The sequence below is a fragment of the Kitasatospora sp. NPDC001095 genome, assembly GCF_053598615.1.
In genome coordinates this window covers 47,538-70,195 of sequence record NZ_JBSFKQ010000012.1, presented here as the reverse complement: position 1 = coordinate 70,195, position 22,658 = coordinate 47,538, and the positions used below count along the sequence as shown (strand labels likewise).

At 71.0% G+C, this 22,658-nt stretch carries 18 protein-coding genes and 1 tRNA gene; 6 read left to right on the top strand and 13 right to left on the bottom strand.

Features of this window, described 5'->3' with window-relative positions; translation table 11 throughout:
• The first annotated feature begins 204 nt into the window (after positions 1-204).
• Positions 205-1,071: a helix-turn-helix domain-containing protein gene (locus tag ACWDBB_RS13970; protein WP_449789792.1), complete on the top strand. Its 867-nt coding sequence runs from the start codon at positions 205-207 to the stop codon at positions 1,069-1,071.
• 49 nt (positions 1,072-1,120) lie between these two features.
• Entirely contained in the window at positions 1,121-2,578 is a 1,458-nt protein-coding gene (locus tag ACWDBB_RS13965) for an aldehyde dehydrogenase family protein (protein ID WP_449789854.1), read from the top strand.
• Positions 2,579-2,672: 94 nt separating this feature from the next.
• On the opposite strand, the gene ACWDBB_RS13960 is transcribed toward ACWDBB_RS13965, so the two are convergent.
• From ACWDBB_RS13960 to ACWDBB_RS13940, 5 genes are all read right to left on the bottom strand, one after another.
• Positions 2,673-2,927, bottom strand: coding sequence for a hypothetical protein (locus ACWDBB_RS13960; RefSeq protein WP_449789791.1), 255 nt, complete (start codon positions 2,925-2,927; stop codon positions 2,673-2,675).
• A 72-nt stretch (positions 2,928-2,999) separates the two neighbouring features.
• Positions 3,000-4,832 (bottom strand): bifunctional metallophosphatase/5'-nucleotidase, encoded by a 1,833-nt coding sequence (locus tag ACWDBB_RS13955; protein WP_449789790.1) that lies wholly within the window; start codon positions 4,830-4,832, stop codon positions 3,000-3,002.
• A 340-nt stretch (positions 4,833-5,172) separates the two neighbouring features.
• Positions 5,173-5,763, bottom strand: a complete 591-nt coding sequence (locus ACWDBB_RS13950) for a hypothetical protein (protein ID WP_449789789.1) — start codon at positions 5,761-5,763, stop codon at positions 5,173-5,175.
• Positions 5,750-7,408, bottom strand: a complete 1,659-nt coding sequence (locus tag ACWDBB_RS13945; RefSeq protein WP_449789788.1) for an extracellular solute-binding protein — start codon at positions 7,406-7,408, stop codon at positions 5,750-5,752. Before ACWDBB_RS13945 ends, ACWDBB_RS13950 begins: the two co-directional genes overlap by 14 nt.
• Complete coding sequence (locus tag ACWDBB_RS13940; RefSeq protein ID WP_449789787.1) at positions 7,405-8,496, bottom strand: hypothetical protein; 1,092 nt, start codon at positions 8,494-8,496, stop codon at positions 7,405-7,407. The genes ACWDBB_RS13945 and ACWDBB_RS13940 overlap by 4 nt, the downstream gene beginning before the upstream one ends.
• A gap of 324 nt (positions 8,497-8,820) precedes the next feature.
• On the opposite strand from ACWDBB_RS13940, the gene pyk reads away from it, so the two are divergent.
• Positions 8,821-10,251 carry a pyruvate kinase gene (pyk, locus tag ACWDBB_RS13935; protein ID WP_449789786.1) on the top strand — a complete coding sequence of 477 codons (1,431 nt, stop codon included), beginning with the start codon at positions 8,821-8,823 and terminating at the stop codon, positions 10,249-10,251.
• Positions 10,252-10,296: 45 nt separating this feature from the next.
• Here the strand turns inward: pyk and ACWDBB_RS13930 are convergent, their stop codons facing one another.
• Complete coding sequence (locus tag ACWDBB_RS13930) at positions 10,297-10,674, bottom strand: hypothetical protein (protein ID WP_449789785.1); 378 nt, start codon at positions 10,672-10,674, stop codon at positions 10,297-10,299.
• A gap of 256 nt (positions 10,675-10,930) precedes the next feature.
• Positions 10,931-11,003 (bottom strand) — tRNA-Leu (locus tag ACWDBB_RS13925).
• Between the two features lie 100 nt (positions 11,004-11,103).
• Between ACWDBB_RS13925 and ACWDBB_RS13920 the strand changes: the two genes are divergently transcribed.
• Entirely contained in the window at positions 11,104-11,760 is a 657-nt protein-coding gene (locus ACWDBB_RS13920) for an ANTAR domain-containing response regulator (protein ID WP_449789784.1), read from the top strand.
• Positions 11,761-11,818: 58 nt separating this feature from the next.
• Here ACWDBB_RS13920 and ACWDBB_RS13915 read toward each other — a convergent pair whose 3' ends face one another.
• The 6 genes from ACWDBB_RS13915 to ACWDBB_RS13890 form a co-directional block, all read right to left on the bottom strand.
• Entirely contained in the window at positions 11,819-12,535 is a 717-nt protein-coding gene (locus ACWDBB_RS13915) for an ABC transporter ATP-binding protein (RefSeq protein WP_392869202.1), read from the bottom strand.
• Entirely contained in the window at positions 12,532-13,380 is an 849-nt protein-coding gene (locus ACWDBB_RS13910; RefSeq protein WP_449789853.1) for an ABC transporter ATP-binding protein, read from the bottom strand. The genes ACWDBB_RS13915 and ACWDBB_RS13910 overlap by 4 nt, the downstream gene beginning before the upstream one ends.
• A gap of 8 nt (positions 13,381-13,388) precedes the next feature.
• Positions 13,389-15,320, bottom strand: a complete 1,932-nt coding sequence (locus ACWDBB_RS13905) for a branched-chain amino acid ABC transporter permease (protein ID WP_449789852.1) — start codon at positions 15,318-15,320, stop codon at positions 13,389-13,391.
• A 5-nt stretch (positions 15,321-15,325) separates the two neighbouring features.
• A complete protein-coding gene (locus ACWDBB_RS13900; RefSeq protein ID WP_359819021.1) occupies positions 15,326-16,255 on the bottom strand; it encodes a branched-chain amino acid ABC transporter permease in 930 nt (309 codons plus the stop codon).
• Positions 16,256-16,427: 172 nt separating this feature from the next.
• Entirely contained in the window at positions 16,428-17,648 is a 1,221-nt protein-coding gene (locus tag ACWDBB_RS13895) for an ABC transporter substrate-binding protein (RefSeq protein ID WP_449789783.1), read from the bottom strand.
• Between the two features lie 608 nt (positions 17,649-18,256).
• Entirely contained in the window at positions 18,257-18,733 is a 477-nt protein-coding gene (locus ACWDBB_RS13890) for a PaaI family thioesterase (RefSeq protein ID WP_449789782.1), read from the bottom strand.
• Between the two features lie 266 nt (positions 18,734-18,999).
• On the opposite strand from ACWDBB_RS13890, the gene polA reads away from it, so the two are divergent.
• Both polA and ACWDBB_RS13880 read left to right on the top strand, forming a co-directional pair.
• Positions 19,000-21,687, top strand: coding sequence for a DNA polymerase I (gene polA / locus ACWDBB_RS13885; RefSeq protein WP_449789851.1), 2,688 nt, complete (start codon positions 19,000-19,002; stop codon positions 21,685-21,687).
• 103 nt (positions 21,688-21,790) lie between these two features.
• On the top strand, positions 21,791-22,462 hold the full coding sequence (locus tag ACWDBB_RS13880) for a hypothetical protein (protein WP_449789781.1): 672 nt from the start codon (positions 21,791-21,793) through the stop codon (positions 22,460-22,462).
• The last annotated feature ends 196 nt before the right edge of the window (positions 22,463-22,658 follow it).

The window sequence follows — 22,658 nt, the reverse complement described above, 5'->3', positions numbered from 1 at the left end:
AGGGCGGGCGCCGTCGCGTTCTCCGCAGGACCCGACCCCGCAACCGCGACGACCCCCGGACACCCGGGGCCCGTCTCCCGGATACCGGCCGGAGCCGACCGCAACCCCCACGGTTCGCAAGGCAGCGGACTGTTGTTCGTCGGTGCCAGGTGGCAGACTGCGGCCGACGGCCGGGGGGCTGGGCGAGTGCGGAGGACGACTTCGATGGGCACGACTCAGGCAGGCGGGGGCGCCACCGTACGGCGTCTGCAGCTCGGCACCCAGCTGCGCAAGCTCCGCGAGGCCAGAGGCGTCAGCAGGGAGGAAGCCGGATACTCGATCCGGGCCTCCGAATCCAAGATCAGCCGGATGGAACTCGGCCGGGTCGGCTTCAAGGAACGGGACGTCGCCGACCTGCTGACCCTCTACGGAGTCGAGGCCGAACAGGAACGCGCCACCGTCCTCGGCCTGCTGCGCGAAGCCAACGCCAGCTCCTGGTGGCACGAGTACGGAGACGTGCTGCCCGGCTGGTTCCAGAACTACCTGGGCCTGGAGGAGGCCGCGGCCGAGATCCGCAGCTACGAGGTCCAGTTCGTCCACGGGCTGCTCCAGACCGCCGACTACGCCCGCGCCGTGGTCACCGCCGGCTGCCACGCCAACGGGCCGGAGGAGATCGAGCGCCGCGTCGACGTACGGCTCAAGCGGCAGGCGGTCCTGACCGGCGAGCGGGCACCGCACCTGGTCGCCGTCCTGGACGAGGCCGCGCTGCGCCGACCCTGGGGCGGACCGGAGCTGATGCGGGGCCAGCTGGACCGGCTGCTGGAGGCCGGCGAACTGCCCAACGTCCGGATCCAGGTGCTGCCGCTGGGCAACGCCGGACTGAGCGCGGAGAGCGGCGCCTTCACCGTCCTGGGCTTCTCCGAGGCCGAGTTGGCGGACGTGGTGTACCTGGAACAGTTCACCACCGCGCTCTACCTCGACAAGCCCGGCGAGGTGGCCGAGTACCGCAAGGCGATGGACGACCTGCTCGCCGACAGCCTGAGCCCGGAGCGGACCCGCGACCTGCTGCACGCGGTGCGCCAAGAGCTCTGATCCGTCAGTACGATGATTTTCCATCAGGTCGGTGCATGAGAGGGAACAGATGTCGTACTTCTCCGAGTTGGCGCTGCAGTACATCGATGGCGAGTGGCGCAGCGGCAGCGGCTCCTGGGACATCGTCGACGTCGATCCCTACACCGGTGACAAGCTCGCCACCATCACCGTCGCCACCGTCGCCGAGGTCGACCAGGCCTACCGCGCCGCCGAGCGCGCCCAGAAGGCGTGGGCCGCCGCCAACCCGTACCAGCGGCGGCTGGTCTTCGAGCGCGCGCTGCGGCTGCTGGAGGAGCGCGAGCCGGAGATCGTCCAGGCGATCATGCTCGAACTCGGCGGCACCGCGCTGAAGGCGGGCTTCGAGCTGTCGCTGGTCAAGGACGTGCTGCGGGAGTGCCTGCACCTGTCGGTGGCCGCCGAGGGCCGGCTGCTGGCCTCGCCCGCCCACGGCCGGGAGAACCGGCTCTACCGGCTGCCGGTCGGCGTCGTCGGCGTGATCAGCCCGTTCAACTTCCCGCTGTTCCTGGCGCTCAAGGCCGTCGCCCCGGCGCTCGCGCTCGGCAACGGCGTCGTCCTCAAGCCGCACCAGGAGACCCCGGTGGTCGGCGGCGGGCTGATCGCCAAGCTCTTCGAGGACGCGGGGCTGCCGCCCGGCCTGCTGAACGTGGTGGTCACCGACATCGCCGAGATCGGCGACAGCTTCCTGGAACACCCGGTGCCCAAGGTGATCTCCTTCACCGGCTCCGACAAGGTCGGCCGGCACGTCGCCACCGTCGCCGCCGCGCACTTCAAGCGGACGGTCCTGGAGCTCGGCGGCAACAGCGCGCTGATCGTGCTGGACGACGCCGACGTGGACCACGCCGTGGACGCCGCCGTGTTCAGCCGCTTCGTCCACCAGGGGCAGGTCTGCATGGCCGCCAACCGGGTGCTGGTGGACCGGAGCGTCGAGGCCGAGTTCACCGAGAAGTTCGTCGCCAAGGTCGCCTCGCTCACCGTCGGCGACCCCAAGGACCCGGCCACCCACATCGGCCCGCTGATCAACCCCGTCCAGGCCGACAACCTCCTCGCCAAGGTCGACCAGGCGGTCGCGGCCGGCGCCACCGCGCTGCTGCGCGGCGGCACGGTCGGCAGCCTGATGTCGCCGACGGTACTCACCGGCCTGGCGCAGGACGCGCCGATCCTGCGCAACGAACTCTTCGGCCCGGTCGTGCTGCTGGTGCCCTTCGACGGTGAGGACGAGGCCGTGCGGCTCGCCAACGACACCCCGTTCGGGCTCAGCGGCGCGGTGCACACCGCGAACGTCGAGCGCGGCGTGCGGCTCGCCCAGCGGATCGAGACCGGCATGATCCACGTCAACGGCGGCACCATCGCCGACGAGCCGGGCGTGCCCTTCGGCGGCGAGAAGCACTCCGGCGTCGGCCGCCTCAACGGCGAGTCCACGGTGGACGCCTTCACCACCGTGAAGTGGATCTCCGTCCAGCACGAGCGCGCGGTCTTCCCGTTCTGACCACGGGCCGCCGAACGGGCAGGGCCTCCTGGCGGCAGCCGCCAGGAGGCCCTCACTGCTTGACCGTTCAGACCCCGTAGCGGAGCAGGGTAGGTCAGGTCCGGGTTGCGCAGCTTGCCGACGTTCGGGGAGGCGAGGTCGGTGTTGCGCTGGGCATCATGCCGGCGGGTTCGTGTGCCTCGAACTGCCTGCGGATGAGCAGCAGGTTGCGTTGGTGGATCACCGACGGACCGGCCGTCATGATGATCTCGTCACCGGAGATCTCGATCTTCCAACCGGCCGGAGGCGTGAGGCTCTGCGCGTGGGCCAGCAGCCGCGCGTGGCGCTCCGGGGTCTGGAACTCGCTCATGGCGCCATTCTTCCACCGGACGGGTCGGAAGGCCGTCGCCTGCGGGGCGACGGCCTTCCGGTGGGGTGCGGATCAGAAGACCGGCTGGCCGGCGCGGACCAGGCGCCAGGAGTCGGTGAAGAAGTCCGCGGGGTCGATGGTGCCCTTGGCCTTCACCCAGGCGATCATGGTGTTGCGGATCTCGTCGGAGTTCGACCAGACCACCTTGGCCTTGGCGACGTGCGGGAAGTTGCCGCCGCCGTTGGCACGGTAGTTGTTGACGGCGAGGACGAACTCGGCGGCCGGGTCGATCGGCTTGCCCTGGAAGGACAGGTTGACGATCCGCTGGCCCTTCGGCTGGGCGATGTCGATGTCGTAGCTCAGGCCGTAGACCGAGTCGTAGTTGTAGTCCGGGGTGGCCTCGGCACCGGTCAGCTTGTCCTTGTCGACCGGGGCGCCCGGGGCGAGCTGGTTGTAGTACTTGACCGAGTACTCGAGGTAGTCCTTGAGCTGGGCGCCCGTCATGATGCGGGCCTCCAGGGTGTTCTCGTAGATGTAGAGGCCCGCGGCGTCGCGCAGCTTGACCTGACCGGACGGGATCAGGGCGGTGCGGTTGAACGGGGCGGCCTGGGCGAGCACCGGGAGGTTGGCGTACTGCCCGCCCGCCAGCGCGGCCTTGACGGCGTCGGCCTGGACCCGGCCGATCAGGTCGATGATCGGGGTGGCCTTGAAGGGTGCCTCGGCGATCGAGAGCGCGATCTTGCTGGTGCCGATGTTCTGGTTGACGTACGCGACGACCTTCTTGTGCTGCTCGGCGATCGCGTTGGTGATCTCCGGGTTCTCCGGCACCGTGTTGGAGTTCAGCAGCCGGGAGGAGACCGAGGTGACCTTCCAGGCACCGGCCGCGAACTCGACCTCGAAGTCGAAGCAGGTCAGCCGCTGGCCGTAGCAGAGCGGCTCGGAGAGCACGACCGTCCGGCCGGTCTTCTTGTTGACGACCAGGCGCTGCGCGACCTCCTTGTGGGCGTGGCCCACCAGCACCGCGTCGATGTCGGGGACGGTCTCCGCCAGGGCCACCGAGACGTTCTCGGCCCACGGCAGCTGGTCGCCCCAGGTGGTCGCCTCGTCGCAGCCCGAGTGCGCCGAGACCACGATGACGTCCGCGCCCGCGGCCTTCATCTTCGGCACCCAGGTGGCGGCGGTCTCGACGATGCCGGGGAAGACCATCTTGCCGCTGACGTTGGCCTTGTCCCAGATCGCGATGCCCGGGTTGGTGAGGCCGAGGATGCCGACCCGCACCGGACGGCCGCCGCCCAGGCGCAGTTCCTTGATCACGTACGGCTTGAAGGCCGGCTTCTCGTTCTTGGCGTTCAGCGCGTTGGCGCCCAGCAGCGGGAACTCCAGCTGGTCCTGGTAGGCCTTCAGGAGCGGGATGCCGTAGTTGAACTCGTGGTTGCCGAGCGCGGCGGCGTCGTACTCCATGAGGTTCATGGCGACGGCCATCGGGTGGTCCGGCACGGTGTTCGCCTCGGTGTCGATCGACTCGATCCGGGCGTAGTAGTAGGACAGCTGGGTGCCCTGGATGGTGTCACCGGAGTCGATCAGCAGGCAGCGGTCCCAGCCCTTCTCCTCGCGCACCTGGTTGGCCAGGGTGGAGATCTTGGCGAGGCCGACCGCGTTGTGGCCCTTGTCGGTGTACTCGGCGTCGGTGAAGTAGTCCCAGTTGAGCACCCGGCCGTGCAGGTCGGTGGTGCCCATCACGGTGAAGGCCTGCTTGTGCGGCTGGGGCCGGCCCTTGGCGGCCGCCGTGTCCGGCTGGGCGGCCGCGGCGGAGGGGGCGGCGGCCAGGGCGGCACCGCCGGCCAGGGCGGCGCCGGCGGCGGTGGCGGCGGACCGGGTGACGAAGTCACGGCGGTTCAGGGGCATGGACGACTCTCCCGAGTGGGACCGACGGCGGATGGGCCGTCAACTGGCATTCGTTGACAGGTGTGCGTGTACGCGTCGACGCGCGTAGAAGGACGCGCGTAGAAGTGTGCCGTGCGGGTCGGGGCGCTGGATAGCCCCCGGACCTGTCCAGGAGGTGAGATCTTAACGACTCGTTCGTGACGGGACGGGGGAGGTACCGGGTGGTAGGGCGGAGGGCGGACTTCCGGAGACCGACTCCGGGACAGGGGCGAACGTCGGGCTCCGGGGGGCGTCGGCTTCCGAGGGGCGGCTCCGGGACGGGCGGGCGGGAGGCCGCCGCCATCCCGGGGCGGACGGTCGGTCAGGACAGTTCGGCCGTGAGCCGGTCGACCTCGCGGCCCAGCTGGACCGCCGGATCCGGATCACCCGGCCCCGCCCAGGGCTGCCAGGTCCGCGCCCGCAGGTAGCCGGCCACCGCCACCGGCAGCCGGTGCCGGACGATCCGCTCCGCCACCGGCCCCGGGCCTGCCGCCCGCAGCGCCGCCAGCAGGGCGTCCACCCGGGCCGAGGGCGGCAGCGGCACCGTGTCCAGGTAGGCGGCCAGCGCCACCAGCTCCGGATCGGGTGCGGGGGCCGGCTCGGGCTCGGGCGTGGGCTTGGGCTTCGGCTCGGGCTCGGGCGCCGGAGGCCGCGGCTCCTCGAGCCCCGGCACCCGCGCGCCGGGCAGCTCGGGTGCACCGGGATCCGGCCCCGGGCCCGGGCGGGGCCCCGGACCGGGCGTCAGCAGCGCGCCCACCCCGTACAGCCCCGCCACGACCCCCGGCCACCAGGCCCCGCCCAGCCCGGCGAAGTGCAGCCCCAGGCCGACCGCGCCACCCGCGCAGCCGACCAGGTTCCTGGCCGACTCCAGGTAGCGCAGCACCCGGGGGCCGAACCCGTCACTGGTAGCCACGGATCTCCTCGAACACCCCGTCCAGCGAACCCGTCCCGTCGAACAGCTTGCCGCCGCTCAGGTCCGCGATCCCCTGGAGCTGGCCCACCGCCGCCTCCCCGAACTTGATCGGGAACACCGGGATCGACCTCTCCCCGGCCGGCAGCGCGTCGTGGAAGCGCTTGAAGTCGCCGTCCGTCGCACCGGCGTTGCTCTCCCCGTCGGTCATCAGCACGATCGAGGTGAACCGGTCGTCACCGGCCGCCGCCTGCTGACGCTCGATCACCCGGTACGCCTCCTCCAGCGAGGAGTACACCGCCGTCCCGCCCTCGGCCGCCAGCGACTGCACGTCCGCCTGGATCGACGCCAACTCCGCCTGCGGGCCCGGCTGGCTCCCGGTGGCCGGCACCACGTGGGTCTTGGTCCACTTCACCTCGGAGGCGAAGGAGAGCAGCGTGATCTCCTCGCGGTCCCGGAAGCGGCGCACCCCGCGGGTGTCGTCCGCTCCGGTCAGCCGGCCCAGCGCGCTCTTCAGCGCCGCGATCCGCGAGCCCTCCATCGAGCCCGAGGTGTCCAGCACGTACACCGTCCGGGACGGGCGGCGCAGCTCGTTCTGGTACGCGGCCAGCAGGCCGTCCGCGACCGCCCTGGTTCCCGGGAACGGCAGCTCCTTGCGGCGGTCCGCGGGCAGCCCGGCCGCCGGGGTCACGCCCGCCGTCACCGGGCGGCGCAGCGTCGCCTCGGAGATGCGTTTCTGCACGTCCTCCTTGAGCAGGTACGCCGTCAGCCGCTGGAAGGAGTCGCGCTGCTCCGGTGCGGCCGAGGACATCAGCCCGAGCGGGTAGTCCGCCGACACCACGCCGTCCAGCGGCCGCACCACGGTCAGCTGCTGCTGCGGCGGCAGCGTCCGGTTCAGCGACAGCAGCACCGACTCGTAGTTCACCAGCGCGCCCACCGTGCCCGACTCGGCCCGGCTGTACGCCTGCGCCAGCCAGCCGGAGGAACCGGAGGTCAGCTTCTGGCCCTTGAAGAACTGCTTCAGCTGCGGCGAGGCCTTCTGCACGTCCGCGTCGGTCAGCGCCGCGCCCGCGCCGGAGAAGGCCGAGGCCACCGCGACGAGCGTGGAGAAGCCCGAGTTGGAACGGGACGGGTCGGCCATCCCGTACGCCAGCCTGCCGGCCGCGGCCGCGTCCCCGACCTGCGCCCAGGTGACCTTCGAGCCGTCGCCCCAGCCGAGTTCGCCGAGCGTCGAGGAACGCACCCCGATCGCCACCGGCGAGACCATCACCGGGATCTCGGAGACCACCTTGGACCGGCCGGCCGGATCGAGCCGCAGGTACTGGTCGGACGGGAACCACACGGCGTCGTACTTGCCGTCGGCCCGGCCCGAGGCGACGGTGTCCGCGCCGTCCAGGGTGCCCGTCCAGGAGAACTGCACGGTCACCCCGGTGGCCTTGCGGGCCTCCTCCAGGACCGGTGCCAGGTCCTGGAGTTCACTGCCCGCCAGGACGCGCAGCACCCCGGGGCGGGCCGTCTCGGCGGGCGGGCCGCTGGGGTCGGGGCCCGGCCCGGAGCCGGAGCCGCCGGAGGTGCAGGCGGTCGCCGCGACGAGCACGGCGGCCAGCGCGGCCACGAGCCGGCCGCGCCGCTTCTTCGGGATGGTCACTTGGTCCCCTTCGCCGCGGCGGTCAGCTTGATCAGGTTGTCCAGCGAGGGCAGGGTCGCCTGCTTGATCCTGGCGGCGTTCAGATCGGGGGCGAAGGTCGGTTTCCTGTCCCGCATCAGGTTCGCGAAGGCCTCCGGCTTGGCCTGCGGCCGCAGGCCGAACCTGGCCTCCAGGCCGCGCAGCACCTCGTCGTTCTGGAGGACGTCGGCGAGCCTGCGGCCGTTGTCGGTGTGGGCCACGACGGTGTGGTCCGAGTAGACCGTGGTGTCCGGGTACAGCACGACCATGTCGCCGGTGGGCTTGCCCTGCAGCGACAGGGCGGCGGCCTGCGACTCGTACGCGAAGATCAGCGGGCTGCCGATGCCCGCGCCGAAGTCCCGGAACGGCTCGTCGCTGCTGCTCTTCTGGATGCCCTGCAGCGCGTTCGCGGTGTGCAGGACGTCCTTGACGGCGGCGACGCCGGCGTCGTCCGACACCACCTGGTGGTTGTTCGCGATGTACGAGAGCAGCGCGAGGTACATCGCCCCGGAGGACGAGCTCTCCGGGTCGGTGGTGGTCACGAAGAGCTGGCCGGACAGCTCCGGGTGCTCGCGGGCACCCGCCAGGTCCTCCCATCTGCGGTTGCTCCGCAGCGCGTTGACGTACTCGTCCATCCGGAACGTCCAGATGCCGGTGGAGTCCTTGTCGGCCAGCTTGTTCTGCTTCAGGACGTCGGCCACCGGCTGGTGGGCCACGATCACCAGCGGCGAGTAGAACGGCACCGGCGGGGAGTCCTTCAACTTCCAGATGCGCTGGATCTCCTGGGCCGGTGCCGCGCTCGCCGGGAAGGCGAAGTCGAGCCCCGGGGTCTTGTCCGCCTGGTCGCTCATCGTCCAGGAGCCGGTCGAGTCCGCCCGGACCTCCAGGCCCTGCTTCGCCAACTCGGCCCTGACCTCGTCGTTCTCGAAGAAGGCGCGCTTCTCCGAGCCGATCAGGCCGGTGACGGCGACCGTCCTGGTGTCCTTCTTCGGGTCGTCGTCGGGGATCAGCGCGAAGGCGACCCCGCCCAGCAGCGCCAGGGCCGCAACCACCCCCAGTGCGCGTCGCATACCGAACGCCTCCCCCTCGTCCGCTACTTCGTCCGGGTGGTGACCCGGGGCGCCCGGGCAGCCACCCGGGGGTGACGAGCGTCCCGCCGGGCGGGGAGCGGGGGAGGAAGCGGCGGTGAACCAGGGGTGAACACCCCTTCACGGAATCGCATCGACGGGCGGTGTGACGGGGGCGCGCAGGGCGTGCGGAGAGCGCGCGGCGAAGCGCGTTCGCACTGCGGTCCGAGGATGTGTCAGATTGTTCAACTCGCCTTACGCAAACGGTCATCCCGCAGTCCGGGCCCGCGTCGCGGTTACGCACCGGTAATGCCTAGTCTCAGCATTATGCGCCGAGCAAAAATCGTCTGCACCCTCGGGCCCGCCACCGACTCGTACGACCGGATCAAGTCCCTGGTCGACGCCGGGATGGACATCGCCCGACTGAACCTCAGCCACGGCTCGCACGCCGAACACGAGGAACGCTACCGCCGCGTCCGCAAGGCCGCCGACGAGACCGGCCGCAGCGTCGGCATCCTCGTCGACCTTCAAGGCCCGAAGATCCGGCTCGACACCTTCGCTCACGGACCCGTACTCCTCGAACGCGGCGACGAGTTCACCATCTCCACCGACAAGGGCGTCGTGGGGGACAAGGACCGCTGCGGAACCACCTACTCCGGGCTCGCCGCCGACGTCAGCCGTGGCGAGCGCATCCTGGTCGACGACGGCCGGGTCACCCTGGAGGTCGTCGCCGTCGACGGCCCGCACGTGCGGTGCCTCGTCATCGAGGGCGGGCTGGTCTCCGACCACAAGGGCCTCAACCTCCCCGGCGTCGCCGTCTCCGTCCCCGCGCTCAGCGACAAGGACGTCGCCGACCTGCGGTGGGCGCTGCGGACCGGGGCCGACCTCGTCGCGCTCTCCTTCGTCCGCAGCGGGCGGGACGTCGAGGACGTCCACCGGATCATGGCGGAGGAGGGGCGCCGCGTCCCGGTCATCGCCAAGATCGAGAAGCCGCAGGCGGTGGAGAACCTGGAATCCGTCGTCGACGCCTTCGACGGGATCATGGTGGCCCGCGGCGACCTGGGCGTGGAGATGCCCCTCGAACAGGTCCCGCTGGTCCAGAAGCGCGCCATCAAGCTCGCCCGCCGCAACGCCAAGCCGGTCATCGTCGCGACCCAGATGCTCGACTCGATGATCAACGCCTCCCGGCCCACCCGCGCGGAGGCCTCCGACGTCGCCAACGCCGTCCTGGACGGCACCGACGCCGTGATGCTCTCCGGGGAGACCTCCGTCGGCAAGTACCCGGTCGAGACGGTCAAGACCATGGCCCGGATCGTCGAGGCCGCCGAGAACGACATCCTCGCGGCCGGACTGCTGCCCCTGATCACCGGCGGCAAGCCGCGGACCCAGGGCGGCGCCGTCGCCCGCGCGGCCGCCGAGATCGGCGACTTCCTGCACGCCAAGTACCTCATCGCCTTCACCCAGTCCGGCGACACCGCGCGCAGGCTCACCCGCTACCGCTCGCCCATCCCGGTGCTCGCCTTCACCTACGAGCCCGCCGTCCGCAGCCAACTCGCGCTCACCTGGGGGGTGGAGACCTTCCTCGGTCCGTTCGCCCCGACGACCGACCAGATGGTCGAACAGGTCGACGCGGCGCTGCTGTCGCTGGGCCGCTGCCAGAAGGGCGACATCGTCGTCATCACCGCTGGCTCGCCGCCCGGCCTGGCCGGCTCCACCAACCTCGTCCGCGTCCACCACGTGGGAACCCTGGACGCCTGAGCGACCTTCGATCGGCGGCGCGGCCCTTCCGGGGCCGTGCCGCCGTCAGTACTTAGGCCCGATGTGGGCGTCGACGACCTCCTGCTGCCCCGGTGTGAGGACGATCGGCCGCCGGTGCTTCGGGCCGGGCCCGTGCTGGGGGAAGAGGCAGGGCCAGTGCTTGCTGGTGCTGACGACGCTGGTACAGCCGGGCGCCTGGATCCGGTTGACCTTGTTGTGCGGCATGACGGCGGCGACGGCTCGCTCGCACTCGAGGATGAGGCCCGGCCAGGTGTCGCAGCATGCGATACGGAGGGCGTGGACCTGGCGGCGGCCCTCGCCGATGCAGCCGTCGCCCAGATGGAGGCCGAGCAGGTAGGAGTACTGGGGGCGTGGCCTTGAGGGATCGAGTCGACCGCTGCGGACCGGGCATTCGGCGGTCATGCGTGGACCGGGGACCGCGCCGGATGCCCACTGGCGGATCGAGAAGCGGGAGATCCCGGTCGCACGACTCACCTGGCTGAAGGTCAGCCCGGAGGCGTGCAGATCGAGTGTCCCTGGCGTGCGGCCATGTCGTACGTACGGCCGAGCGTGTGTGAATCGCACGGGTAGATCTGGTGAATGCGGCGATTTTCATCCGGATTGATGAAGATCACCAACGGTTAGGCTGGCCTAAGTGGCCTGCGAATCGAAGGTTAAGTGCCCCGAGTGGGATTCGAACCCACGCTGTATGGTGTTTGAGACCATCGCCTCTCCCGCTGGGCTACCGGGGCGCCCATGGATTCGAAGGTTCAACTTCGGACCCGCTGGTCTCAAACATACCGTGTCTGGGTACCCTCGTGCATGCAGTACCCCGCCGGAACTAGGAGCCCCGTGAGCACCGCCGACGAGCAGGCGCAGCCGCTTGAGACCGATACGCCCCAGATCACGCGGATTGTGATCGCCGAGGACGAGGCGCTGATCCGCCTCGACCTCAAGGAGATGCTCGAGGAGGAGGGGTACACCGTCGTCGGTGAGGCCGGCGACGGGGAGACGGCGGTGCGGCTCGTGGAGGAGCTGAAGCCGGACCTGGCGATCTTCGACGTGAAGATGCCGGTCCTCGACGGGCTCTCGGCTGCCGAGCAGATCCACGAGAAGCACCTGGCGCCGGTGCTGATGCTGACGGCGTTCTCGCAGCGGGAGCTGGTGGACCGGGCGCGCGATGCCGGGGCGATGGCGTACATCGTCAAGCCGTTCTCGAAGTCGGACCTGGTGCCGGCGATCGAGATGGCGGTGTCGCGGTACGCGGAGATGCGGGCGCTGGAGAAGGAGATCGGGGATCTCAGCCAGCGGCTGGAGACGCGGAAGCTGGTGGACCGGGCGAAGAGTGTGCTGCAGACCAAGTTCGGGCTGAACGAGCCGGCGGCCTTCCGGTGGATCCAGAAGACGTCGATGGACCGTCGGATGACGATGGCGGCGGTGGCCGAGGCGGTCATCGAGGAGGGCGAGGCCCAGGACCGCAAGAAGGCGGAAGAGGGCAAGTCCGAGTAACGCGCGTACGAAGGCCCGGCAGAACGTTTCTGCCGGGCCTTTCGCGTCCGCGGAGGGCTCAGTCCTCGCCGAGGTAGGCCTTCCGCACGGACTCGTCGTGCAGGAGGTCGGCGCCCGTGCCGGAGAGGACGATGCGGCCGGTCTCCATGACGTAGCCGCGGTCGGAGAGGGAGAGGGCCGCCTGGGCGTTCTGCTCGACCAGGAGGATGGTCGTACCGGACGACTTCAGTTCCACGATGGTGGACATGATCTTCTGCATCATCAGCGGGGAGAGCCCCATCGAGGGCTCGTCCAGCATGAGCAGCTTGGGCTGGGACATCAGCGCCCGCCCCATCGCGAGCATCTGCTGCTCGCCGCCGGAGAGCGTCCCGGCGGCCTGGCGGCGCCGTTCGCCGAGGATCGGGAACAGGCCGTAGGCCCGCTCGACGTCCGCGGCGATGCCGGCCGCGTCGGTGCGCAGGAAGGCGCCGAGGAGGAGGTTCTCCTCGATGGTCATCCGGGGGAAGATGTGCCGGCCCTCGGGGGAGTGGGCGAGGCCGAGGGCGACGATCCGGTGGGCGGGGACGGTCGAGAGGTCCTGGCCGTCGAAGGTGATCCGCCCGGCGGTGGGCTTGAGCAGGCCGGACAGCGTGCGCAGGGTGGTGGTCTTGCCGGCGCCGTTGGTGCCGATGAGGGTGGTGACCTCGCCCTGCTCGACGGTGAAGCTGATGCCCTTGACGGCTTCGATCTTGCCGTAGGCGACGCGGAGGTCCTGGACCTCGAGAAGTGCGGTCACTGGTCGGACTCCGTAACGTTCTCCGGGGCGGCCGGGGCGGCCGGGGCGGCCGGGGCAGCCGGGTCGGTGCCTTCGAGCGGGGCTCCCAGGTAGGCGGTGATGACGCGTTCGTCGTTCTGGACGGTCTCGCGGTCGCCCTCGACGATCTTCTGGCCCTGGACGAGCACCGCGGTGCGGTCGCAGAGGTTGAAGATGAACCGCATGTCGTGCTCGATGACGAGGATGGAGATCCCCTTGTCGCGGATCGCGAAGACGAGTTCCTCGGCGGCCCTGGTCTCCTGGGGGTTCATGCCGGCGGTGGGTTCGTCGAGGAGCAGTAGGCCGGGTTCGGAGGCGAGGGCGCGGGCGATCTCCAGTTTGCGCTGCTCGCCGTACGGGAGGTTGCGGGCGAGGTGGTCGGCCTTCTCGGCGAGGCCGGTGAACTGCAGGAGGTCCATGGCCCTCGCGCGGCTCTCGGCCTCGGCGCGGTGGTAGCCGGGGCCGCGCAGGACGGCGGAGAAGATGCCTTCCTTGGTGCGGGTGTGCCGGCCCACCAGGACGTTCTCCAGGACGGTCATGTTGGCGAAGAGCCGGATGTTCTGGAAGGTGCGGGCGATGCCCGCCTGGGTGACCAGGTGGGGCTTGGGCGGCAGCAGGGTGTCGCGGAAGCGGACGGCGCCCTCGGTGGGGACGTAGAGGCCGGTGAGGCAGTTGAAGAAGGTGGTCTTGCCGGCGCCGTTGGGGCCGATGAGACCGATGATCTCGCCTTCGCCGACGGTGAGGGAGACGTCGTTGACCGCGGTGAGGCCGCCGAAGCGCATGGTGACGCCGGTGACTTCGAGCAGGGGTGCGGCGGTGGTGGTCATCGGGTCGGTCACGCCCCTGCCTTGGTGAGTGCGGTCGGCTCGCCGGCGGTCTGGGCCGGGAGGGCGGTCTCGTGGAACTCCAGCTGTCGGCGCCGGTTGGGGATGAGGCCTTCGGGGCGGACCCGCATCAGGACGATGAGGGCGGCGCCGAAGGCGAGGAGCTGGTAGTCGGCGAGGAATTCGAGCTTCTTCGGGATGAGGAAGAGCAGGGTGGCGCCGGCCAGCGGGCCGCTGATGGTGCCCATGCCGCCGAGGATGACGGCGGCGAGCAGGAAGGCGGAGTTCGGCGGGAGGGCCTCGGCGAAGGTGTACTGGTCGGGGGTGACGGTGTAGCTGACGTGGGCCTGGACGGTGCCGGCCAGGCCGGCGAGCAGGGCGCCGAGGGCGAAGGCGAGCAGTTTGAGGCGGAAGCCGTTGATGCCCATGGCCTCGGCGGCGGTCTCGTCCTCGCGGATGGCGACCCAGGCGCGGCCGATGCGGGAGTTGCCGACGCGGGCGAAGACCAGCACGACGAGGGCGGTGACCAGCAGCATCAGCAGGTAGTAGTTGGAGAAGCGGCCGAGTTCGATGCCGGCGACGGTGTGCGGTTTGCCGAGGTCGAAGCCGAGGATCTCCAGGTCCGGGATGCGGGGGATGCCGTTGGAGCCGTTGGTGACCTTGGGGCCGGTGGTGCCGTTGAGGTTGAGCATGGTGATGCGGAAGATCTCGCCGAACCCGAGGGTGACGATGGCGAGGTAGTCGCCGCGCAGTCGCAGGGTGGGGGCGCCGATGAGGACGCCGAAGACCATGGAGACGACGGCGCCGGTGAGCATCGCGGCCCAGAACGGGAACTGGACGTGGATGGGCGAGGCGGGGGAGCCGGAGACCAGGGCGGCGGCGTAGGCGCCGACGCCGAGGAAGGCGACGTACCCGAGGTCGAGAAGGCCGGCGAGGCCGACGACGATGTTGAGGCCGAGGGCGACGGTGGCGAAGATCAGGATGTTGGTGGCGACGGAGGTGTACTGGTCGCTGGTCTGGGTGAACGGGAAGCTGGCGGCGGCGGCGAAGGCGGCGCCGGTGGTGACGGGGCGGTGCTTGACGGTCAGCGCGCGCAGCCGGGCGATCAGGCCGGACCTGGTGAGGGCGGGGACGGCGAGGGCGACGAACAGCAGGTAGCCGGTGAAGAGTTCGCCGTACTCGGTGTCGATGCCGAAGGTGATGGCGAACAGTCCGAGCCCGAAGGCGAGGACGATCAGCAGCACCTCGACCCAGGAGGGGAGGGCGCGCGGCGCGGCCAGCGGGCGGTCGGCCCGGCCGAGGCGCAGTCCGCTGTTGGCGAGGTGGCCGAGCTGGAGCAGCAGGACGACGCCGGCCGCGATGGCGAGGCCGCCGGCCAGGGCGGTGAGGACGGGGGCGACGGGCTGGTCCGTGGGGACGGCGTGGGCGCCGAACCAGGCGGCGGGAGCGATCGGGACGAGCAGGAAGAGGCGCTTGTCGAGGATCCGCAGCGGGACGGCGGTGCGGCGGTCGAGGGGCAGACCGAGGGCGCCGAGGACGCCGATCAGGCCGCCCGCGGCGAGTACCCAGCCGCCGGGTTCGAGGTTGGCGAGGCCGCCGAGTTCGGCGGAGATGGCGGACACCGCGTAGACGGCGACGGCGAGGGCGCCGGTGGCGGCGTACAGGACGGCGTTGTTGCTGCGGGTGGGGGCGGCCCAGCGCAGGCCGGGGAGGCCCTGGCAGGCGAGCAGCAGGACGAGGGTGAGCAGGCCGGCGGCGAGGGCGAGCCACTGGAGTCCGGCGGGGGAGCCGTAGTAGGTGAGGTCGCCGGGGAAGTCGGCGGTCCAGGTCCAGGACATGGCGGCGGAGGCCGTGGTGGCGAGGGCGCCGAGTCCGGTGGTGGCCGCGGCGGCGCGGGCGGGCAGCGGGATGACCGGGGTGGTTTCGGTGCGGGTGGTGGTCATGGTGGTCACGCCCTGTCCGCGACGCGCTCGCCGAGCAGGCCCTGGGGCCGGATCAGGAGCACGAGGATGAGGAGAACGAACGCCCAGACGTCCTTCCAGGCGCCGCCTCCGAAGAGGTGCATGCCGGGCAGGTGCTGGATGTAGCCGGTGGCGAGGGCTTCGGCGAGGCCGAGGGCGAGGCCGCCGAGCATGGCGCCGTAGATGTTGCCGATGCCGCCGAGGACGGCGGCGGTGAAGGCCTTGAGGCCGAGGATGAAGCCCATCCGGAAGTCGACCTGGCCGCTGCGCAGCCCGTAGGCGACGGCGGCGACGGCGGCGAACGCGGCACCGATGGCGAAGGCCATGACGATGATGCGGTCGGTGTCGATGCCCATCAGCTTGGCGGTGTCCGGGTCCTGGCTGGTGGCCTGCATGGCGCGTCCGGAGCGGGTGCGGGTGACGAACCAGCCGAGGGCGAGCATGCACAGCGGGGCGGCGATGATCAGGAAGAGGTCGCTGCGCTGGATGGTGACGGAGCCGAGGCTGAAGGGGTCGCCGGGGAGCTTGGGGAAGACGCGGGCCTTCTTGGCGTCCGGGTAGAAGGAGAAGACGAGTTGCTGGAGGAAGATGGACAGCCCGATCGCGGTGATCAGCGGGGCGAGCCGGGGGGCGTTGCGCAGGGGGCGGTAGGCGAAGCGCTCGGCGGCGACGGCGGTGAGGGTGGAGACCAGGATGCCGGCGATCAGCATGAGCGGCAGGGCCAGCCACAGGGTGGTGCCGCCGGGGAGGGCGAGGTAGGCGGTCAGGGCGCCGAAGCCGCCGACCATGACGATCTCGCCGTGGGCGAAGTTGATGAGCTGGACGATGCCGTAGACCATCGTGTAGCCGATCGCGACGAGCCCGTAGAGGGCGCCGAGGATCAGGCCGTTGGCCAGCTGCTGCGGTAGGTCGTGCACCGCTGGGCCTCCGTAGTGCGTTCGGGGGTTGTCCGCGTGGGTGGTGGATGTGGGTGCGCGCGGGGGCACTGGTGGCGCCCCCGCGCGCGGTGGTGGTGAAGTGGCGCTGGTGGTGCGGGTGGTGACGGGACGTCAGGCCGTTCGGGCCTGCGTCGGCCCGTGCGGGCCTGTGTCAGCCCTTGAAGGTGCCGGACTTCTCCACGGCCCACTTGCCGTCCTTGACGGTGTAGACGGTGAGCTGCTTGTTGGTGGTGTCGCCGAACTCGTCGAAGGAGACCTTGCCGGTGACGCCGTCGAAGGAGACGTTCTGGACGGCGTCGCGGACGGCCTCGCGGGTGAGGGGCTTGCCGCTGGCCTTCACGGCCTTGACGCCCTGGATGACGGCCCAGGCACTGTCGTAGGAGTAGCCGCCGTAGGTCTCGTAGGCGTCCTTGTAGCCGGCGGTCTTGTAGTCGGCGATGAACTTCTTGGCGGTGTCGAGGCTCTCGACGGGCAAGCCGACGGCGGTGGCGAAGTCGCCCTGGCTCTTGGGGTTGAGCTTGATGAAGTCGGCGCTCTGGATGCCGTCGCCGCCCATCAGCGGGATGGTGGCGCCGGCCTCCTTGAGCTGGAGGGAGAGCGGGCCGGCCGCGGGGTACTCGCCGCCGTAGTAGACGGCTTCGGCGCCGGAGCTCTTGACCTTGGTGGCGATGGCGGCGAAGTCGCGGTCGTCGGGGTTGACGTGCTCCTCGCCGACGAGGGTGCCGCCGAGCTTGGTGAACTCGCCCTTGAAGGTGCCGGCCAGGCCGGCACCGTAGGTCTTCTGGTCGTCGATGAGGAAGACCTTGGTCTTCTTGGCGTCGTTGTAGAGGAACTGGGCGGCGAACGGGCCCTGGACGGCGTCGGTGGTGGCGGTGCGGAAGTAGGACTTGAAGGGGCGCTTCTTCTCGCCGCTGGCCCACTTCTCGCCCTGGCTGAGGGCGACGCCGGTGTTGGCGGGGGAGACCTCGACCAGGTTCTTGTCGTCGAAGATCTGCTGCATCGACTGCGCCACACTGGAGTTGAGCGGGCCGACGACGCCGAGGACCTTGGAGTCGCCGACCAGCTGGGTGGCGTTCTGCTGGCCGGGGGCGGGCTTGCCGGTGTCGTCCAGCGCCTTGATCTCGAACTTGACGCCGGGGACCTCGTTGGTCTCGTTGGCCTTCTTGATCGCGAGGTCGACGGAGTTGCGGATGCCGAGGCCGAGGGCGGAGAGGTCGCCGGTGAGCGGGGCGTCGACCCCGATGACGACGGTGGTGGAGGCGGAGTCGCCGCCGCCGTTGCCGCTGTTCTTCTCTCCGCGGGAGCCGCAGGCGCTGAGGCTGAGGGCGCCGATCACGGCAATGCTCACGACAACTGCTGAACGATGACGCACGAGGGTCCCCTTCGGTTCGGGAGGCGCCCGCGCCGGAGTGGCGGGAGCCGGAGTGCGCGGAGGGCCTGGCCCAATCGAGTGGCGCGGTGACTGGCCGTGACTCTAGATGCCGTTGGGCGGCTCGGGCAGTGCTGGGAGCAGGCTGTGATTCTCTTGTTATGAGCACACGGAGTATATGTCTCACGATGTGGTCGTTCCGGCTCGATCGATCCCGCGATGACGGGCGTTTACGCGCTGGTAGGGCGATGTAAGGGCCAGAAATGGGGGTTGCAGCTGGCAGCGTCGATTATCGGACGCCCGTGTCCGATGCCCTGGTTCCGGCCTTGAGCGTCCGTATTACGGACGGAGAGGTCGCGGCCGAGTCGCTCCGGGGCGCCTGGAGGCCTCGGAACCGGCAATTGATCGGATTTCCTACTTGTTACGCAGCGTTACAAGTGCGGGATTCGTGCCCGCCGCGCCCGGACATGCGAACGCCCCCTTGTCCAGATCAACGCCTGCCCAGGCCGGCGGATGGTCAAACAAGGGGGCGGAAAAGGGACTTGATGTTGTCCGGAGTGAACTCGCCGACGCCGTGCGGACGTTGTCGGGAGCTTTCGGGGTGCGGCCGGTCAGAGGTCGCGCAGCATGCAGGTCAGTCGGCAGCTGGTGATCCGCCGGCCGGTGTCGTCGGTGATCGCGATCTCGTACGTGGCGGCGGTGCGGCCCTTGAACACGGCGGTCGCCACCCCGGTCACCAGTCCGGAGGTGGCCGAGCGGTGGTGGGTGGCGTTCAGGTCCACGCCGACCGCGTACCGGCCGGGGCCGGCGTGCAGCATCGCCCCGATCGAGCCCAGCGTCTCGGCCAGCGCCGCCGAGGCACCGCCGTGCAGCAGCCCGTACGGCTGCTGGTTGCCCTCCACCGGCATGGTGCCGACCACGCGGTCGGCGGAGGCCTCGACGATCCGGATGCCCATCTTCTCGCCGAGGTGGCCGCCGGAGAAGGTCTGCGGGCTCACCCCGAGCTTGGCGAAGTGGTCCAGCACGTCCTGCGGGACGTTCAGAACGGGCTCGGTGTCGAGGGCGGTGTCGGGGGCCGCGTCGGTCATGGGGTGCTCCTGCCGCTGGGGGACGCTGGGTGTCGCTCGGGGGTTGCTCGGGGCGTTGCTCGGGGGCGTTCCGCCTGTGATCGTACGACCGTCCTACTCGTAGGTAACAGCTGCGGCCGGATCGGCGCGGCGCCCTTTTTGTCGGTGCCGGGCCATAGGATCGGTGGCCGGTAGTGGAATCGGCAGGAACGGACGTTGACGTGGCTACGCAGAGTACGGACAAAGGCGCGACGGGTGGCGGCGGGGCCGGCCCGCGGCCCCGGCTGATGCTGCTCGACGGGCACTCGATGGCCTACCGGGCCTTCTACGCCCTGCCCGTGGAGAACTTCAACACCTCCACCGGCCAGCCCACCAACGCGGTCTACGGCTTCGCCTCGATGCTCGCCAACACCGTCCGCGACGAGCAGCCCACCCACCTCGCCGTCGCCTTCGACGTCTCCCGGCAGACCTTCCGCTCCGTCGAGTTCCCCGAGTACAAGGCCAACCGCGCCAAGACGCCGGACGAGTTCCGCAGCCAGGTCGGCCTGATCGGCGAACTGCTCGACGCCATGAACATCCCCCGGCTGACGGTCGAGGGCTTCGAGGCCGACGACATCATCGCCACCCTGGCCACCGCCGCCGAGGCGGCCGGCTTCGACGTCGACATCGTCACCGGCGACCGCGACTCGCTGCAACTGGTCACCGACCACGTCACCGTGCTCTACCCGACCAAGGGCGTCTCCGAGCTCACCCGCTTCACCCCGGAGAAGGTCACCGAGAAGTACGGCGTCACCCCGCGCCAGTACCCGGACCTCGCCGCGCTGCGCGGAGACCCGTCCGACAACCTGCCCGGCATCCCCGGCGTCGGCGAGAAGACCGCCGCCAAGTGGGTCAACCAGTTCGGCTCCTTCGACGAACTCGTCACCCGTGCCGACGAGGTGAAGGGGAAGATCGGCGAGAAGCTGCGCGACCACCTCGACTCGGTCAAGCGCAACCGGGTGCTCACCGAGCTGGTCCGCGACGTCGAACTCCCGCTCGGCGTCGCCGAGCTGGACCGCAAGCCGTTCGACCGGGACGCCGTCGGCACCCTGATGGAGTCGCTGGAGTTCCGCAACGCCAACTTCCGCGACCGCGTCTACGGCATCGACCCGTCCGCCGGCGAGGACTCGGCGGAAGCCGAACTCGCCCCCGGCGTCGAGGTCGACGGCGAACTCCTCACCGACCCGGGCACCCTCGCCGCCTGGCTCGCCGAGCACGCCGCCGACGGCAAGACCACCGTCGCGCTCGCCGCCGTCTACCAGTGGGCGCTCGGCGCCGGCGAGGTCACCGAAGTCGCCCTCGCCGCCGGGGAGACGGCCGCCTGGTTCGACCCGGCGCTGCTCGCCGAGGAGGACGAGCGGGCCTTCGCCGCCTGGCTCGCCGACGCCACCGCCCCCAAGGCCCTGCACATCGCCAAGCAGGTCATGCGCGCCTTCGCCGAGCGCGGCTGGACGATCGAGGGCGTCGTCGCCGACACCGCGCTCGCCGCCTACCTGGAGAAGCCCGGCCGCCGCACCTTCACCCTGGAGGTGCTCGCCGAGGAGTACCTGGCCCGCTCGCTCACCCCGGCCCCCGCCACCGAGAGCGGCCAACTCGCCTTCGATGCACCGGAGGAGGACCCGACCGCGCACGCCCAGTCGCTGATGCTCCAGGCCCGCGCCGTGCTCGACCTCGCCGCGCTCTTCGACACCCGCCTCGCCGAGGTCGGCGCCGCCGGGCTGATGCACGACATGGAACTGCCCATCGCCGCCCTCCTCGCCCGCATGGAGCGCTACGGCATCGCCGCCGACCGCGAGTGGCTCACCGGCCTGGAGGCCCAGTTCGCCGCCGAGATCCAGCGCGTGGTCGAGGAGGCGCACGCCGCCGCCGGGCGCGAGTTCAACCTCGGCTCGCCCAAGCAGCTCCAGGAGATCCTCTTCGGCGAGCTCGCGCTCCCCAAGACCAAGAAGATCAAGACCGGCTACACCACCGACGCCGACGCGCTCACCTGGCTGGCCACGCAGACCGACAACGAGCTGCCGGTCATCCTGCTGCGCCACCGCGACCAGGCCAAGCTGCGCACCACCGTCGAGGGCCTGCTCAAGACCGTCTCGCCCAAGGGCCGGATCCACACCACCTTCAACCAGATGGTCGCCGCCACCGGCCGGCTCTCCTCGCAGGACCCGAACCTGCAGAACATCCCCGTCCGCACAGAGGAGGGCCGGGCGATCCGCCGCGCCTTCGTCGTCGGCCAGGGCTACGAATCGCTGCTCACCGCCGACTACTCGCAGATCGAACTGCGGATCATGGCGCACCTGTCCGAGGACGAGGCGCTGATCGAGGCCTTCGCCTCCGGCGAGGACCTCCACAACACCGTCGCCTCCCAGGTCTTCGAGGTGCCGCGCGCCGCGGTGGACGCCGAGATGCGCCGCAAGATCAAGGCGATGTCCTACGGCCTGGCGTACGGGCTGTCCGCGTACGGGCTCTCGCAGCAGCTCGGCATCAAGCCGGCCGAGGCCCAGGGCCTGATGGACACCTACTTCGAGCGCTTCGGCGGCGTGCGGGACTACCTGCGCCGGGTCGTCGACGAGGCCCGGGCCACCGGCTACACCGAGACCCTGCTCGGCCGCCGCCGCTACCTGCCCGACCTCAACAGCGACAACCGCCAGCGCCGCGAGATGGCCGAGCGGATGGCCCTCAACGCCCCGATCCAGGGCTCGGCCGCCGACATCGTCAAGATCGCCATGCTCCGGGTGGACGAGGCGCTGCGCGCCGCCGGCCTCACCTCCCGGATGCTGCTCCAGGTACACGACGAAATCGTGCTGGAGCTGGCCCCCGGCGAGCGCGAGCAGGTCGAGGCCGTCGTCCGCGAGCAGATGGCGGGCGCCTACCCGCTGCGTGCCCCGCTGGACGTCTCCGTCGGCGTCGGCCCCAACTGGGAGGCCGCCGCGCACTGACGGGTGATCTCCGGACGGGCCCGGGCGCGCGAGTGTCCGGGCCCGCCGCTACGATCCTGCCGGTCCGCCGCGCAGTGGGCACGGCGGTGAGGGGGGAACGGCGATGGCGGAAACGGCGACGGCGGGCTCGGGCGCAGGCGCGGGCGAGGGCGCGGGCACGCGCCGGCGCGGGGCCCTTCGGCCCCGGGTGGTGGTCCCGGCCGCACTGACGGCGCTGGTGCTGGTGGGCGGCTCGGTCTGGGCGGCCTCCGGCGGCGGGAACGGGCCGGCGGCCGCGGCCGGGGCGGGCGCGACGGCGACCGCTGGGCCCTCAGCGGCGGTTGAGCCGTCGATGACGCCGACGCCCGCGCCGACCGGGGCGCAGCCCTCGCCCAGCCCGTCCGCGGTGCCGGAGACCACCCCGGCCGCCGCCCCGGCCCCGGCCTCCGTCGAGCCCGACGCCCACGAGCCCGCCGCCGACCAGCCTGCGGGCAGCGCCCCGGCCGCCGCCCGGAAGCCGACCGCGAAGGCCGCGGCCACCGCCACGTCCAAGCCGCAGGGGTCGTCCGCGGGGGAGCCCAAGGCCCCGGCGGCGCAAGACCCGCACGACATGGCCCCGGCGCCCTGCACCAACTGCGAGGCCAAGGTGCAGGAATCCGACCCGCAGGGCAAGTGCATCCACGACTCGGCCGGCCGGATCATCACCTGCAGCCCCGTCCAGACCGGCATCCCGATCCTGCGCCCGGGACAGTCGGTCGGCACCCCCACCCCCGGCTGGCCCGACCACACCCACTGACCCGGGACCGGCGACGGGCCGGGGCCCGTCCTCGACGGGCTCGTCCTCGACCACCCGCATGCCGCGGGCACGCTGAGCCGATGCCGGGCCGGGACAGCGTCGGCGGCCCCCGCCGGACGGATTCCGCGCACGTGTGCCACCGCGAGCCCAACTGGGGTACCCCGGCCGCGAGCGCGAGCGAGGCGGCAAGCGGGGC